Source organism: Arthrobacter sp. TRD_SC_6 (genome assembly GCF_055361185.1).
In genome coordinates this window covers 2,287,487-2,301,139 of the sequence record NZ_CM143953.1, presented here as the reverse complement: position 1 = coordinate 2,301,139, position 13,653 = coordinate 2,287,487, and the positions used below count along the sequence as shown (strand labels likewise).

Below are 13,653 nucleotides of genomic sequence, written 5' to 3'. Positions count from 1 at the left end.
CGGGAACTGGCCTCTGGTGGGACGTCAGCCTCGCTGGCGAGGTTTGAGGACCGTTTACGCGTCTGCTGTTTCGGAAGCCACTGAACCGCGGGAATCGAGGTCGCGGAGCTGGCCTTCGATGTAGGCCTTCAGGCGTGAGCGGTAATCCCGCTCGAAGCCGCGGAGCTGCTCGACCTTGCGCTCAAGGACTGCCTTCTGCTGCTCAAGTGCTCCGAGGGTCTTGCGGCTCTTTTCCTGTGCGTCATTGACGAGGCTGCTTGCTTCGATCTGCGCCTCGGCGATGATCTTGTCGCGCTGCTCTACTCCGGCGTTGACATATTCGTCGTGGAGCCTCTGCGCCATGGCGAGCACGCCTGCAGCCGACTCAGCGTTGCCTGCCTGCTGCACAGGTGCGGGTGCGGGGCGTTCCTCAACCTTGGGCACCTCGATCTTGGGCTCTTCAGGCTTCTTCTCCTCGCGGACCTCTTCGGTCTGCGTGCTCGCGGCCACGGGGGCCGGAACTGCAACGTTCTGGGAGGTGCTGGCCGACCCTTCGGAAAGCTGGCGACGGAGGTCGTCGTTCTCCTGGTTCAGGCGACGCAGTTCCACGACGATCTCGTCGAGGAAGTCATCTACCTCGTCCTGGTCGTAGCCCTCGCGAAATTTAGTGGGCTGAAACCGCTTGTTGACAACATCTTCTGGCGTCAGGGCCATCTGGTCACCTCATAGTGGATTAGTCTGGACCACCCTGGGGTGGACCTGACAACGTTACCGAATTGTGGACGTGCTCATGGAGGTAAACCCCCCCGCTTCACACAATATGTGATTCAGCGTATATCTTTTAGGTCTCGAAAACTAACCGGTCAATCCTCATGCCAGCGATGCCGCTACAACCTTCAGGATGCTGGTCGCGATGAAGACTACAAGGAAAGCGAGGTCGAGGGATACCCCTCCCAGCCGCAGCGGCGGGATGAGCCTTCTGAACAGGCGAATGGGCGGATCAGTAACGGTGTAAATCGCCGACGCCAATACCAGCGCCAATCTTCTTGGCCGCCAGCCTCTGGCGAACATCTGCACTGCGTCATAGACGATCCGGATAATCAGCGCGAGCTGAAACAGCATCAGCGCCAGATAGATCAGGGCGAAGACCAAGCTCACGTATTAGTCACAGTCCTCTGGCATGAACGGAAATAGGTACCTGTAACTGTAAACCGTGTCAGCTCTGATTGAAGAAATTACTCTGGGCTTCACTGGCTTTCTGATCCTCGCCAAGCACCTCGATGTAGGAGGGCGAAAGGAGGAAAACCTTATTGGTTACGCGCTCAATCGAGCCATGAAGCGCAAACACCAAACCTGCGGAGAAATCTACGAGGCGCTTGGCATCGGCTTCACCCATATCGGTGACATTCATGATCACGGGGATGTTGTCGCGGAAGCTCTCACCGATGATCTTGGCGTCGTTGTAGGACCTTGGGTGAACCGTGGTGATCTGCCGGAGTGCCGAGGAATCCTCCCGTGCGGACTGTGCACGCTTGATGGGAGTGACCGGCGCGCGGTACTCCTCGGGGGCTGCCTTGCTTACCGGCGCGGCCTCCGCATGGCGTTCGTCGCGGTCGTAGTCCACTGAGTAATCCTCATTCCTACTGTTCGATGTCTTGGGCTCAGGCTCATAGTGCTCGTCACCGTCGGCGAGCCCAAGGTAAATCATTGTCTTGCGCAGTGCGCCAGCCATGGTAGCTCCTGTCATTCCTTTGTCATGCACCCGTTATGCAAGATGTAATGCAAGCTGCGGTTCAAAACAGCCCAGGACGCCCCGTGACGCCTGCGGTTACAGCGTTGACGCTACCCCACGGGTGGGCGCGCACCGAGGACATCTGAGCCGACGCGCAGGTGTGTCGCGCCAGCCGCGATTGCATGCTCGAGATCACCGCTCATGCCTGCAGAAATGCCGCCCGCACCGGGGTACCTGCGAACCAGTTGCGCTGCCAGATCTGCCAGACGCGCAAAGGCATCGGCCGGATCTTCACCGAGGGGTGCCACCGCCATGACACCCGCCAGCCTGAGCTGCCCGGCGTCGGCTATCTGCGCCGCTACCGTGGGCACGTCTTCGGGGGTGGCGCCGCCGCGATGTAGCGCAGGGTCCCTGGACAGGTTTACCTGGACGTAGCAGTCGAGGGGCGGGCGGTGGGCGACGGCCTCCACCCTTTGCTCCTGCTCCTGCTCCATTGCCCAGTCGAGAGCACCAACCAGCGACTGGCGATCGACCGAATGGACGGAGTGCGCATACTTCACGACGGATTTGACCTTGTTCCTCTGCAACTGGCCGATGAAGTGCCAGCGCAGCGTCCCATCCGCCACTTCCCCAGCCTTGCCCGAGGCCTCCTGGTCCTTGTTCTCACCGACGTCGCGGACGCCGAGTCGCGCAAGGGTCCTCACATCCTCGGCCGGAAAGTACTTGGTCACGACAATGAGCGCCGGGCGGGTTGCTCTGCCGCTTGCCTGGACTGCGGTGTCGATCCGGGCATTGACCCGCGCGAGGTTCTCAGCGAGTTCATCCGCCCTGTGCTCACCAAGGTTCACTGGCGCCATACCAAGCCGGCCAGCCGCCCAGCGGGCCGCCCGCCCGCTACTGCCCGGTGCGAGAAGAGATTTTCGTTTTCCAGGGTGCACAACACCGCAGCGGTGTCGATTCTCTGGACTGTGGCGCCGGCGGCACGAAGCTGCGCCCGCACGCCCGCCGGCAGGTCCAGGGCGGGCGTACCCCAACTGGTGGTGCAACGCGCTTCCGGGACAACCGCTGCAACCTGTTCCTGCAGGGCTTCCGGCACTTCGTAGCACTCACCGCAGATGGAGGGCCCAAGCCACGCGGACACGGAGCCCGCGCCTTTCCTCTCCAGTTGGCTTACGGCATGGAGCGCTATGTTGCCCTCCACCCCCCGTCTACCCGCATGGACGACGGCGGTACTCACGCTGCCGTCTTCATGCTCCCCCACCAGGACGATAGGCACGCAGTCGGCGACCAGCACGGCCATCGCATGTTGGCCCGTTCTGCTGATGAGTGCGTCAGCCTCCGGCAGATCGGAGAATTCAGCATCGGCAACCACGGTTGAGTGCGTCTGGTTCATGAACCGCAGCGTTCCGGGTGGTACCTGAAGCTGCGTCTCAAGAGCCTCGCGGTTCCGGGCAGCATTTCCCTGGTTGGATCCAACCACGCCGGAGAGATTCCCCGCTGCCCGGTCCGTGAAGCCAATCCGGATTCCTGGTGCGGCCAGCGCGCTCCAGAAAAACACCGCTATTTCAGGAAGTCAGGAACGTCCAGGTCATCTGACCTACCGGTTGAATAGTCCGGCTCGACGACGGCCGGAAGGTCGACGTCGAACCCGGCATTACCCGGTACGTCATTGCGGCCGCCGTTGCTTGATCCGTGTGACCAGGCTCCATACCCGGCGCCCGCCGCTACCGTCTGCGGCACGGGTGCCGCCTCCCTGCCTACCGCAGGAGCGGCCGCGGGCTTAGCTGCTGGCGTCTGCGGCTGGGAGGTCGCGTCAACCTGATCGAAGCCAGCCGCAATCACTGTGACACGGGCTTCATCGCCGAGTGCGTCGTCGATCACCGCGCCGAAGATGATGTTCGCCTCCGGGTGGGCGACTTCCTGCACCAGCCGGGCAGCCTCGTTGATCTCAAACAGTCCGAGGTCGGAGCCGCCCTGGATGGACAGGAGGACGCCGTGCGCACCGTCGATGGAGGCTTCAAGCAGCGGCGAGGCGATCGCCAGTTCGGCCGCTTTGACTGCGCGGTCCTCTCCGCGGGCCGAGCCGATGCCCATGAGCGCAGAACCGGCACCCTGCATAACGGACTTGACGTCTGCGAAGTCCAGGTTGATCAGGCCCGGAGTGGTGATGAGGTCGGTGATGCCCTGCACACCGGAGAGCAGCACCTGGTCCGCTGAACGGAAGGCGTCAAGCATGGAGACGTTGCGGTCGCTGATCGACAGCAGTCTGTCGTTCGGGATGACGATCAGAGTGTCGACTTCGTCGCGCAGCGTGTCGATTCCCGTCTCCGCCTGGTTTGAGCGGCGGCGTCCCTCGAAGGTGAAGGGCCGGGTCACGACGCCGATGGTCAGCGCACCCAGCGACCGGGCGATACGTGCCACAACGGGAGCGCCACCGGTACCGGTGCCGCCACCTTCTCCAGCGGTCACGAACACCATGTCTGCGCCGCGGATGACTTCCTCGATCTCTTCCGCGTGATCCTCGGCAGCCTTGCGGCCCACCTCAGGGTCTGCGCCTGCGCCGAGGCCGCGGGTGAGTTCGCGTCCAACGTCAAGCTTCACATCGGCGTCGCTCATCAGGAGCGCCTGTGCGTCGGTGTTGATGGCGATGAACTCCACGCCACGCAGTCCGACTTCGATCATTCGGTTTACGGCGTTCACGCCACCGCCGCCGATGCCGACGACCTTGATGACGGCCAAGTAATTCTGCGGTGCTGCCACGTCCTGTGTCCCTTGTTTGATCTGTGCGCTGTATGGGGATGAATCGGGTTGACGCTGTTGCAACCTTCATCTTGTAACGTTCACCTTCAACTTGAGGGTTAACGTTATGTCAAGTAACTTCTACTGAGACGCTAGGTGCAGCAGCACCCTCATGCAATGACCATTGCAGCGTGTCGGAAAACTCATCGTGTTACTGGCCGGTCCGGTGTGCTGACATCGAAGACTTTGACCGGCGGATCCTGGTCCGGAACAGTCAGCAGCGCAGCGACCACACCAGCTTTCGCCGAATTATTCTCGGCACTCCCCCAGAAGATCGTCTTGCCGTTTGTCAGCTTCAACTCCACAGAGTCAATCGAGTTGGCCGAGGCGTGCACGAGGCGCTCAAGAATGTCCGCGGGTAGTGACGCCAGTACCGCAGTAATCGAGGAGAAGACATCGCTGTTCACGGCATTCTCCCCGCCGTCGATCAACGGGAGGGCAACAGCCTTACGGTCCTTCACCGAGGCCAGTTGGCGCCCCTGGGAATCGATCAGCAGGAAAGTGCCGCCGCTTTCCAGGATGGCAACGGGAACGTGCTCCACCACGGTGACGCTCAGGGTGGACGGCGGCACGGCTGCTACCGAGACACCCTGTACGGGAGGAAGGTCGGACAGCAGACCAAGTACTTCCTCTTCACTGATCTGCGTCAGGGAGGTTCCCATCAGTGGAGACAGGGCTGCCGCGACCTGCTCCTCGGGCAGGAGCCGGTTGCCGTTGATTTCCAGGGTCCGAACCGCCAACGCCGGCGAGAATACGAGGTAGGCGAGGAGCCCGGCAACGGCGAGTACCGCCGTCGTCATACCAATCAGCCACCACCGCCTGCGCCTGCGGGCGGGCGGCTCGGGGAAGGCGATGACCGTGCCTGCGTCCTCGGTCCGGTCCAACAAAGCAACCGGCGTGTCCCGCTGTCCACTGATCCGGTGCGCGCCCGCGCTCTGGGAAGGGTTCAGAGGCGCCGCAGGAACGCTCTTCTCAGCGCTGATGGTGTCAGCCGGCGACGACGGCGGCCGGCTTTGTCCGCCGGGCTGTTTCGGAGGGCGCGGCGTCACGGCGAACCATCGCGGGTAGCGGCAAGTAGCTTCACCAGGTCAGGACCCAGGCGTGTGACATCGCCCGCACCCACCGTGAGCACAATGTCACCCGGGTGAACCGAACGCGCAATGTCCTGCAGCGCTTCCTCGGGATTGGGCGCATAACCACCCGGCACGCTGAGTTGGTCTGTGATGAGCCGGCTCGTCACGCCCTCCACCGGGTCTTCACGCGCAGCATAGATGTCGAGTACATGCACTGAATCGGCGGACGAAAGCGCAGCGGCAAAATCGGAGGCAAACTCAAGGGTCCGCGAGAACAGGTGCGGCTGGAACAGGACGTGCACGCGATGCTCCCCGGCTACGGTTCGCGCAGCCGACAGGGCTGCGGCAACTTCCGTTGGGTGGTGCGCGTAGTCGTCGAACACCCGCACGCCACGCGCCTCCCCTTTGGTCTCGAAGCGCCGTGCCGCGCCGGAGAAAGTGGCGAGCCCCGCAGCCGCTGCTTCCGGGTCGACACCGAGTTCAAGTCCTACCGCGAAGGCTGCCGCAGCGTTGAGTACGTTGTGGCGGCCCGGAACACCGAGCTGGAGTTCCTGCTGGCTTTCGAGCCCGTCAACCGAGAACGACAGGACACTGTTCGACGTGCTGCCCAGCGCGCGGGTACCGCTGATGCGCACGTCCGCGGCGTCGTCGTACCCGTAGGTCCTCACACGCCGCGTCGCCGCCGTCCGTTGGGCCAGGGCCGCAGCTCCGGTGTCGTCGGAGCACGCGACCAGCACCCCGCCGCCCAGCGGGAGCAGGGCCGCGAACCGGTCGAAGGATTCGAAGACCGCCTCAGCTGTTCCATAGTGATCCAGGTGGTCGGCTTCCACATTGGTCACCACGCCGATACGAGGGCTGTAGTTGAGGAAGGAGCCGTCTGATTCGTCAGCTTCGGCAATGAAGACGCTACCCTCCGCCCATGCTGCGTTGACTCCCAGGGCTGCAACGTCGCCGCCGATCGCGAAGGACGGTGATTGACCCGCGGCCTGGAGCATGACGGTGATCATCGCCGTCGTCGTCGTTTTTCCATGGGTTCCGGCGACTGCCACGACCTCGCGTCCGTCCATGGCAGCAGCGAGTGCTTCTGAGCGGTGCAGAACCTTCAACCCCCGGGCCTTGGCTTCCACCAGTTCGGGATTGGTAGGCCTGATGGCACTCGAAACGACTACTGTGTCCGCAGAACCAAGGTTGGCTGCGTCATGACCGACGCAGACGCGCGCGCCAAGCGCGATGAGCGCCGTCAGGTTGCGTGAGTCTGCGGCGTCGGATCCCGAGACCGTGACTGACCTGGCCAGCAGAACCCTGGCTACCGCGGACATCCCCGCGCCTCCGAGACCGATGAAGTGGACGGAGCCGAGGTCCTCGATTGCGTTTGTCATCGCTGCCCTTCCGCTGCTTCGGTGATCAGTTGGGCCATGCGGACATCGGCATCGCGTACGCCGAGGACGCCGGCGGCAGCCGACATGTCCTTGAGGCGCTCTCCCGACTGGACAAGCGGCAGGGCTGTCGCTGTGATCCACTCTCCCGAGATCTCGGAGTCCTCAACAAGCAGAGCGCCGCCCACCTCCACCAGTTCGGAAGCGTTCCCGCGCTGCTCGCCGTTCCCGTGCGGCAACGGCACAAAGATTGCGGGCACCCCAACCGCGGCAACCTCGCACACCGTAGCCGCTCCCGCCCGCGCCAGGAGCAGGTCTGCGGCGGCGTAGACATCCTCCATGCCGTCGACAAACTCGACTTGACGGTAGCCCGGTGCCGCCAGGAGCTCTCCCGCGTCATTCATGGCCTGCTTTTCCCTACCCGTGATGTGCAGAATCTGTACTCCGCCACCCGCTTCGGAGAGATGGGGCACGGCTTCGGCGACGGCGCGGTTGATACTCGCAGCGCCCGACGAGCCTCCCGTCACGATGAGGGTCGGCGTCTGTGGATCCAGTCCCAACCGCTTGCGCGCCCCAACGCGTGCGCTGGCACGGTCCAGCTTTGATATTTCCTTGCGCATCGGCATCCCGACCCACTGTTCGCCGGGCAGGCCGGTGCCGCGGAAGGCCACCGCCACGGTTGTGGCAATGCGCGCGCCGAGCCTGTTAGCGAGGCCTGGCCGGGCATTGGCCTCATGAATGACCACGGGCACCCCGCGGATCCGTGCGGCCAGATAGAGCGGCGTCGAGACGTATCCACCTACACCGACGACGACGTCCGCGGACGCCTCGTCAACGATCCGCACTGCCTGGCGCACGGCGCGAAGCAGACGTACGGGCAACTTCAGGAGGTCAGCGGAGGGCCTGCGGGGCATGGGCACCCGCTCAATGGTCTTCAGCCGGTAACCTGCCGCGGGGACCAGCCGTGTCTCCATGCCGGAGGCAGTACCGACGGCAAGGATTTCGGCTTCCGGATGGGCGTCGGACAGCGCCCGCGCGATGGCAAGCAGCGGACTGATGTGCCCGGCCGTGCCCCCACCGGCCAGGACAACTGAGAGTGCAGTGGACGTGGTCAAGGTGTACTTATGCTCTTTTCAGGGGTGTCTGTCTCGGACTCGGTAACCGGTGCCGGCGGCATGCGCCGGGCGAAGGCTAACAGGACTCCGACGGCGGCAAGCGTGAAGGTCAGTGCGGAACCCCCATAGGAGATGAATGGGAGGGGCACGCCGATCACGGGCAGTACTCCGGTCACCATTCCGACGTTCACGAAGGCCTGGCCAATGATCCACACCATGATCGATCCCATCAGGATGCGAACGAAGGGGTCGGTGTAGCGCCGCGCCACACGAAGGGTGGCAACGGCGAGGATGCCGAACAGGGCAAGGACAACGATGGTTCCGATCAGCCCGAACTCCTCTCCGATAATGGCGAAGATGAAGTCGTTGTGCGCTTCCGGGATCCAGCTCCACTTCTGCCGGCTCTGCCCGATCCCCACGCCGAACCATCCTCCGGAGGCAAGGGCGTAGAGGCCGCCGTCAGACTGCCAACAGGGGTTCCCTGCGCTTTCGCAGTTGAGCCGGAGCCACGCCTCGATTCGCGTGCTGCGCGTCGGGTTGAGCAGTACGGCCCCGATTGCCAGGGCTATGGCCGCGATGCCGGCAATGGTGAAGAGTTTCAGCGGCGCACCTGCAAAGAAGAGCGCGGCGCCAATAACCATGCTCAGGATAATGACCGTTCCGAGGTCGCCTCCCAGCATGACGAGTCCAAGGATCAGACCGCCGAGCGGCAGCACGGGTATCAGTGCGTGTTTCCAGCTCCGGATAAGCCCGCGCTTGCGCGCCAGCACTGTTGCGCACCAAAGGGCAAGGGCCAATTTGGCCGGCTCGGATGGCTGCATGGTGAACCCACCGAACTGGATCCAGTTCTGGTTGCCGTTAATTTCCGTTCCGATGAGCAGGACCAGGACCAGGAGTACAACGGCGGTCCCGAGGCCCGGCCAGGCAAGCATTCTGTAGGCTCGCGGGCTGAACCGCGACAACACAAGCATCAGCACGATCCCGCCGGCCGCCCACATGCCTTGTTTGATGGTCAGGTCAAAGGCAGTCAGCCCGCTCTCCACCGAATCCGGCTCTGCTGCCGCCTTAGCGATCTCCTCCACCGACGACGCCGAGAGCACCATCATGAGCCCGATGGCGGTCAGCGCGAGGGTGGCTCCAAGGATCATGTAATAGCTCGACCCGCTGGTCTGCTTGTCTGAGCCTTCCAGGAAGTGCCACAGCCTGATGAATTTGCCAAGCAAACCTTTACGTTGCCTGACAGGCTCGACGACGGCGCGCGGCTCTGCTTTCACGGGCTGGGTTTTCTGCTGCCTGGCGGGGGCATTCTTTGCCACCGGAGGATGCGGCCGCGGCGCCGGTTTCCGGCGAGGATGCCGGGTTGGCGTGCTGACCATTACAACTCCTTAGCGGTGAATCCCTGCCCTTCCACAATCCCCCGGACCGCCTCAATGAAGGCGTCTCCACGATGGGCGTAGGAAGGAAACTGGTCCATCGACGCGGCTGCCGGCGCCATGAGTACCGTGTCGCCGTCCTGGGCTATGCGAAGCGATTCGGTAACCGCTGCGCGCATGGCAAGGACGCCGCCGGAGATCCCGGCTGAGGCCTCGTCTGAGACTGCAGCCTGGGACGGCAACTCGTCCTTACCAGTGTCGCCTGCTGCCAAGTCGATCAGTGGAACATCGGGTGCGTGTCGGCGGAGTACGGACGCCAGGTCTGAGCTGTCACGGCCAATCAGGATGACCGCCTTGAACCGTCCGGCATTCTCCTGCACGAGGCTGGTGTAGTCGACGCCTTTCGACAGACCGCCGGCAATCCAGACCACCGAGTGGAAGGCGGAGAGGGAAGCGTGGGCTGCGTGCGGGTTCGTGGCCTTGGAGTCGTTGATCCAGAGGACGCCGTCCTGTGAGCTCACCAGCTCGATGCGGTGACCGCCGGGATTGTAATTTCGGATGCTCGCCCGGACGGCAGCGGGTTCGACGCCGGCAGCCCTCACCAGGGCCGCTGCGGCGAGGGCATTCGCCACGAGGTGGCGTGGTACCACCTCGCCGAGGTCGGTCACCGATGCGAGCTCCGCGGCAGAGTCCTTCCGCTGCTCGATAAAGGCCCTGTCCACCAGCAGCCCGTCCACAACGCCCATCATGCTGACGGCCGGAGTATTTGTGGTGAAACCGATCGCCCGGCAGCCTTCCTGGACATCGGCTTCTTCAACCATGCGCTCGGTCGCCCGGTCCTCGACGTTGTAGATGCAGGCGATCCTGGTATTTTCGTAGATCTTCGCTTTGTCCGCCCGGTAGCCCTCGAAGCCGCCATGCCAGTCGACGTGGTCTTCGGCAAGGTTGAGGCAGACGCTGGCCAACGGCGCAATGCTCGAGCTCCAGTGCAGCTGGAAGCTGGAGAGCTCGACGGCGATGAAGTCGTATCCCTGAGGGTCACGGATGACGTCGAGCAGGGGTGTTCCTACGTTGCCCGCGGCGATGGCCCGTAGTCCAGCCGCGCGCAGCATGGATTCCGCCAATGTGACTGTCGTCGTCTTGCCGTTGGTCCCCGTGATGGTAAGCCATTGCGCTGTTGGCCTGCCCTCCCGCTCGCGAACCCGCCATGCGAGCTCCACATCACCCCAGATAGGGATACCTGCTTCTGCGGCCGCTGCGAGCAGGGGTTGGGTGGGACGCCAGCCCGGCGAGGTGACAATGAGGTCGGGAGGGGTTCCCTCGACGTCGGGTACCGCGTTGCACGCGCCCTCTCCGAGGAGTACATCCACCGCACCGACGATGCGAAGCGTGTCAGCCTTCGCACGCGTCTGCACCGAATCGGTGCCGTCGCAGACAACCACCCGCGCGCCGAGTTCGATGAGTGTGTCAGCGGCTGAGAATCCAGAAAGCCCGATTCCCGTGACAACCACTTTCAGGCCGCTCCAGTCGGAGTCCCAGGAGGTAAGTCCGGCAAGGCGTTCAGTGGAGGCTTTCGTCAAAGCAGTACAACCCATTCCGCGTAGAAAATGCCAAGTGCGACGGCGACAAACAGTCCGGCAAGAATCCAGAAGCGGACAACGACCGTGACCTCCTGCCAGCCTTTCAGTTCAAAGTGGTGCTGGAGCGGGGCCATCTTGAAGACGCGCTTGCCGCCCGAGAGCTTGAAGAAGCCAACCTGGATGATGACGGACAGTGTGATCATGACGAACAGACCGGCCATGATGACCAGCAGGAGCTGCGTCCTGGAGAGAATCGCGAACCCGGCAATCGCTCCACCGATCGCCAGGGAGCCGGTGTCGCCCATGAAGATCTTTGCGGGGGAGGTATTCCACCAGAGGAAGCCGACAAGGGCACCGCACATTGCGCCAGCGATAAGCGCCAGATCCAGCGGATCACGTACCTCGTAACAGATGTTCGCGGGCACCCCAGGGTCGGCGCACCGCTGGTTGAACTGCCAGATCCCCAACAGCATGTAGGCGCCGAAAACAAAGACTGAGGCTCCGGTGGCCAGCCCGTCCAGCCCGTCCGCCAGGTTCACGCCGTTGGACGCCGCGGTAATGATGAGGTTCGACCAGACGATGAAGAGGATTGCCCCGACCAGCGGTCCCGCGAAGGCGAGGTCGATCGAAGTATCACGCACGAATGAGATGGCCGTCGACGCCGGTGTCCGTCCATTTTCGTCCGGAAAGTTCAGCGCGAGGATGGCGAAGACCACCCCGACTGTCGTTTGCCCGATGATTTTGGCGGGAGCACTGAGCCCGAGGCTGCGCTGCTTGGAAATTTTGATGTAGTCATCGAAGAACCCGACCAGCCCCATGCCGACCGTGATCATGAGCAGCAGGAGTCCGGATGTTGTCGGTCCGTCGGACACATCCGCAGCCATCATGACCAGGTGCGTGGCGAAGTAGGAGAGTACAACGGATCCGACGATGACGGCGCCACCCATGGTGGGAGTGCCGCGCTTGGTGTGGTGGGCGGTTGGGCCATCATCCCGGATGAACTGGCCGTAGCTCTTTCGAACAAGCAGCCTGATGAATAGTGGAGTCAGAACGAGGGCCAGTACCAGGGCCGAGGCCGAAGCGATCAGCAAAGCAATCACAGCGGGGAGCCCCCTTGGTTCAGTTGACCGGGTCCAAACGAATCAGTCGGTGACCCTGGAGAATCGTCAGGCACTGCGCTCGGCCTGTCCACTGCCAATGCTAGCCGATCGCCCAGATGGCGGAGCCCCGCACCGTTTGACGACTTGACGAGAACGATGTCCCCGGGCTGGAGGTCGCGGGAAAGAATCTCCTCTGCCTCACCAACGTTCTGGACAAAGAGCGCTTCGTCTCCCCAGGACCCTTCCAGCACGGCGCCTGTGTGCATGGCGCGTGCCCCTGTGCCCACCACAATGAGCTTCGAAATATTCAGCCGCACAGCTACCCGGCCAAGGGAATCATGGGCGGTGATGGAATCTTCTCCTAGCTCAAGCATCTCCCCCAGCACGGCCCAGGTACGGCGGCCCCGGCCGAGCTCAGCCAATGTTGCCAGGGCGGCACGCATCGACTCGGGATTGGCGTTGTAGGCGTCATTGATGACCGTCACGCCATCGGGCCGATCAGTGCGTTCCATGCGCCAACGGCTCACCGCACGGGCAGAGCTCAAGCCGGCCGCTATCTGTTCACCGTTTAGTCCGACAGTGAACGCAGCCGACGCTGCGGCCAGCAGGTTGGTCACGTGGTGGCGTCCGATGAGCAGGGACCGGATTTCCTGCCGCCCGCCATCGGGGAGGACGAGAGTGAAAACGGGGTTGCCCTCCACCGAAAGGGCGACGTTCTCCGCGCGCACCACCGGTGAGCCGTCCGTGCTGAACGTCGAGTCCTCGCTGAAGTAGAGGTTGGAACCTTTGACGCCTTCCGACATCGCCAGGACGCGCTGATCATCAGCGTTGAGGATGGCCGTGCCATCAGCGCCCAGTGAGCGCGGAAGTTCCGCTTTGGCTTCGGCGATCTTCTCGACACCGCCGAATTCCCCGGCGTGTGCTGAGCCAACGCAGAGGACAATTCCAAGATCAGGTTTGACCATGGCGGACAGGTAGTCGATGTGGCCAACCCGCGTGGCTCCCATCTCGATGATGAGGTAGCGGGTGCCGTACCCAGCCGTGAAAACTGTGAGAGGTACACCGATCTCACCGTTGTAGGAACCGATGGGCGCAACAGTGGGTCCAGCGGCGGCGAGCACCTGCGCCAGAACGTCCTTGGTGGTGGTTTTGCCCGCGGAACCGGTGATTCCGATAACAGTCAACGGGGAGTGCGCCCGCAGCCTTCGAACAGTTTCGGCAGCGAGTTTCCCCATTGCCTCCACGGCGTCGGGAACGACGACGGCGGGAAAGTCAGTGCCGTCGTCGTCGGCCACGGGGTGCTCCACAAGCGCAAGCACGGCGCCGTTCGCGAAGGCGCTGCCGACGAAGTGATGCCCGTCTGTGGCCTCGCCTGGCTTGGCTATGAAGAGGCCACCGGCACGGCTCTCGCGGGAGTCCGTGGCTGCGGAACTGACTGTGCGAGAGGGGTCCAGTTGGGCCGCCTCGGAGAGCCTTCCGCCGGTGACCGTAGCGATCTCGGCTGCGCTGAATTCAATCATGACGAT

Annotated in this window: 13 protein-coding genes; all 13 read right to left on the bottom strand. The window is 63.2% G+C overall.

Annotated features, from left to right (window positions below):
* Positions 1–54: 54 nt before the first annotated feature.
* The 13 genes from ACWA1U_RS10920 to ACWA1U_RS10860 all read right to left on the bottom strand — a co-directional run bounded on the left by ACWA1U_RS10920 (position 55) and on the right by ACWA1U_RS10860 (position 13,647).
* On the bottom strand, positions 55–693 hold the full coding sequence (locus ACWA1U_RS10920; protein ID WP_463722212.1) for a DivIVA domain-containing protein: 639 nt from the start codon (positions 691–693) through the stop codon (positions 55–57).
* Positions 694–849: 156 nt separating this feature from the next.
* Positions 850–1,137 (bottom strand): YggT family protein, encoded by a 288-nt coding sequence (locus ACWA1U_RS10915; protein ID WP_463722211.1) that lies wholly within the window; start codon positions 1,135–1,137, stop codon positions 850–852.
* Positions 1,138–1,195: 58 nt separating this feature from the next.
* The gene (locus tag ACWA1U_RS10910; protein ID WP_463722210.1) at positions 1,196–1,711 is read right to left on the bottom strand and encodes a cell division protein SepF; all 516 of its coding nucleotides are present in this window, start codon (positions 1,709–1,711) and stop codon (positions 1,196–1,198) included.
* Positions 1,712–1,821: 110 nt separating this feature from the next.
* Positions 1,822–2,568 carry a YggS family pyridoxal phosphate-dependent enzyme gene (locus tag ACWA1U_RS10905; protein ID WP_463722209.1) on the bottom strand — a complete coding sequence of 249 codons (747 nt, stop codon included), beginning with the start codon at positions 2,566–2,568 and terminating at the stop codon, positions 1,822–1,824.
* Positions 2,556–3,269: a purine nucleoside phosphorylase YfiH/LACC1 family protein gene (locus tag ACWA1U_RS10900; protein WP_463722208.1), complete on the bottom strand. Its 714-nt coding sequence runs from the start codon at positions 3,267–3,269 to the stop codon at positions 2,556–2,558. Before ACWA1U_RS10900 ends, ACWA1U_RS10905 begins: the two co-directional genes overlap by 13 nt.
* A 2-nt stretch (positions 3,270–3,271) precedes the next feature.
* Positions 3,272–4,471, bottom strand: coding sequence for a cell division protein FtsZ (gene ftsZ, locus ACWA1U_RS10895; protein ID WP_463722207.1), 1,200 nt, complete (start codon positions 4,469–4,471; stop codon positions 3,272–3,274).
* 182 nt (positions 4,472–4,653) lie between these two features.
* Positions 4,654–5,559: a cell division protein FtsQ/DivIB gene (locus tag ACWA1U_RS10890; protein WP_463722206.1), complete on the bottom strand. Its 906-nt coding sequence runs from the start codon at positions 5,557–5,559 to the stop codon at positions 4,654–4,656.
* A complete protein-coding gene (gene murC / locus ACWA1U_RS10885; protein WP_463722205.1) occupies positions 5,556–6,962 on the bottom strand; it encodes a UDP-N-acetylmuramate--L-alanine ligase in 1,407 nt (468 codons plus the stop codon). Before murC ends, ACWA1U_RS10890 begins: the two co-directional genes overlap by 4 nt.
* Positions 6,959–8,074, bottom strand: coding sequence for an undecaprenyldiphospho-muramoylpentapeptide beta-N-acetylglucosaminyltransferase (gene murG / locus ACWA1U_RS10880; protein ID WP_463722204.1), 1,116 nt, complete (start codon positions 8,072–8,074; stop codon positions 6,959–6,961). Before murG ends, murC begins: the two co-directional genes overlap by 4 nt.
* Positions 8,071–9,450 carry a putative lipid II flippase FtsW gene (ftsW, locus tag ACWA1U_RS10875; RefSeq protein ID WP_463722203.1) on the bottom strand — a complete coding sequence of 460 codons (1,380 nt, stop codon included), beginning with the start codon at positions 9,448–9,450 and terminating at the stop codon, positions 8,071–8,073. The genes murG and ftsW overlap by 4 nt, the downstream gene beginning before the upstream one ends.
* Complete coding sequence (gene murD / locus ACWA1U_RS10870) at positions 9,450–11,042, bottom strand: UDP-N-acetylmuramoyl-L-alanine--D-glutamate ligase (protein ID WP_463722202.1); 1,593 nt, start codon at positions 11,040–11,042, stop codon at positions 9,450–9,452. Before murD ends, ftsW begins: the two co-directional genes overlap by 1 nt.
* A complete protein-coding gene (gene mraY / locus ACWA1U_RS10865; RefSeq protein WP_463722201.1) occupies positions 11,024–12,127 on the bottom strand; it encodes a phospho-N-acetylmuramoyl-pentapeptide-transferase in 1,104 nt (367 codons plus the stop codon). Before mraY ends, murD begins: the two co-directional genes overlap by 19 nt.
* Positions 12,124–13,647 (bottom strand): UDP-N-acetylmuramoyl-tripeptide--D-alanyl-D-alanine ligase, encoded by a 1,524-nt coding sequence (locus tag ACWA1U_RS10860; protein WP_463722200.1) that lies wholly within the window; start codon positions 13,645–13,647, stop codon positions 12,124–12,126. Before ACWA1U_RS10860 ends, mraY begins: the two co-directional genes overlap by 4 nt.
* Between the last annotated feature and the right edge of the window lie 6 nt (positions 13,648–13,653).

What these genes read in the sequence shown, in the direction of transcription:
- murC (WP_463722205.1), bottom strand. Translation starts at nt 6,962, where the DNA reads ATGACAAACGCAATCGAGGACCTCGGCTCCGTCCACTTCATCGGTCTC.
- ftsW (WP_463722203.1), bottom strand. Translation starts at nt 9,450, where the DNA reads ATGGTCAGCACGCCAACCCGGCATCCTCGCCGGAAACCGGCGCCGCGG.
- ACWA1U_RS10920 (WP_463722212.1), bottom strand. Translation starts at nt 693, where the DNA reads ATGGCCCTGACGCCAGAAGATGTTGTCAACAAGCGGTTTCAGCCCACT.
- ACWA1U_RS10910 (WP_463722210.1), bottom strand. Translation starts at nt 1,711, where the DNA reads ATGGCTGGCGCACTGCGCAAGACAATGATTTACCTTGGGCTCGCCGAC.
- murD (WP_463722202.1), bottom strand. Translation starts at nt 11,042, where the DNA reads ATGGGTTGTACTGCTTTGACGAAAGCCTCCACTGAACGCCTTGCCGGA.
- ACWA1U_RS10860 (WP_463722200.1), bottom strand. Translation starts at nt 13,647, where the DNA reads ATGATTGAATTCAGCGCAGCCGAGATCGCTACGGTCACCGGCGGAAGG.
- ACWA1U_RS10905 (WP_463722209.1), bottom strand. Translation starts at nt 2,568, where the DNA reads ATGGCGCCAGTGAACCTTGGTGAGCACAGGGCGGATGAACTCGCTGAG.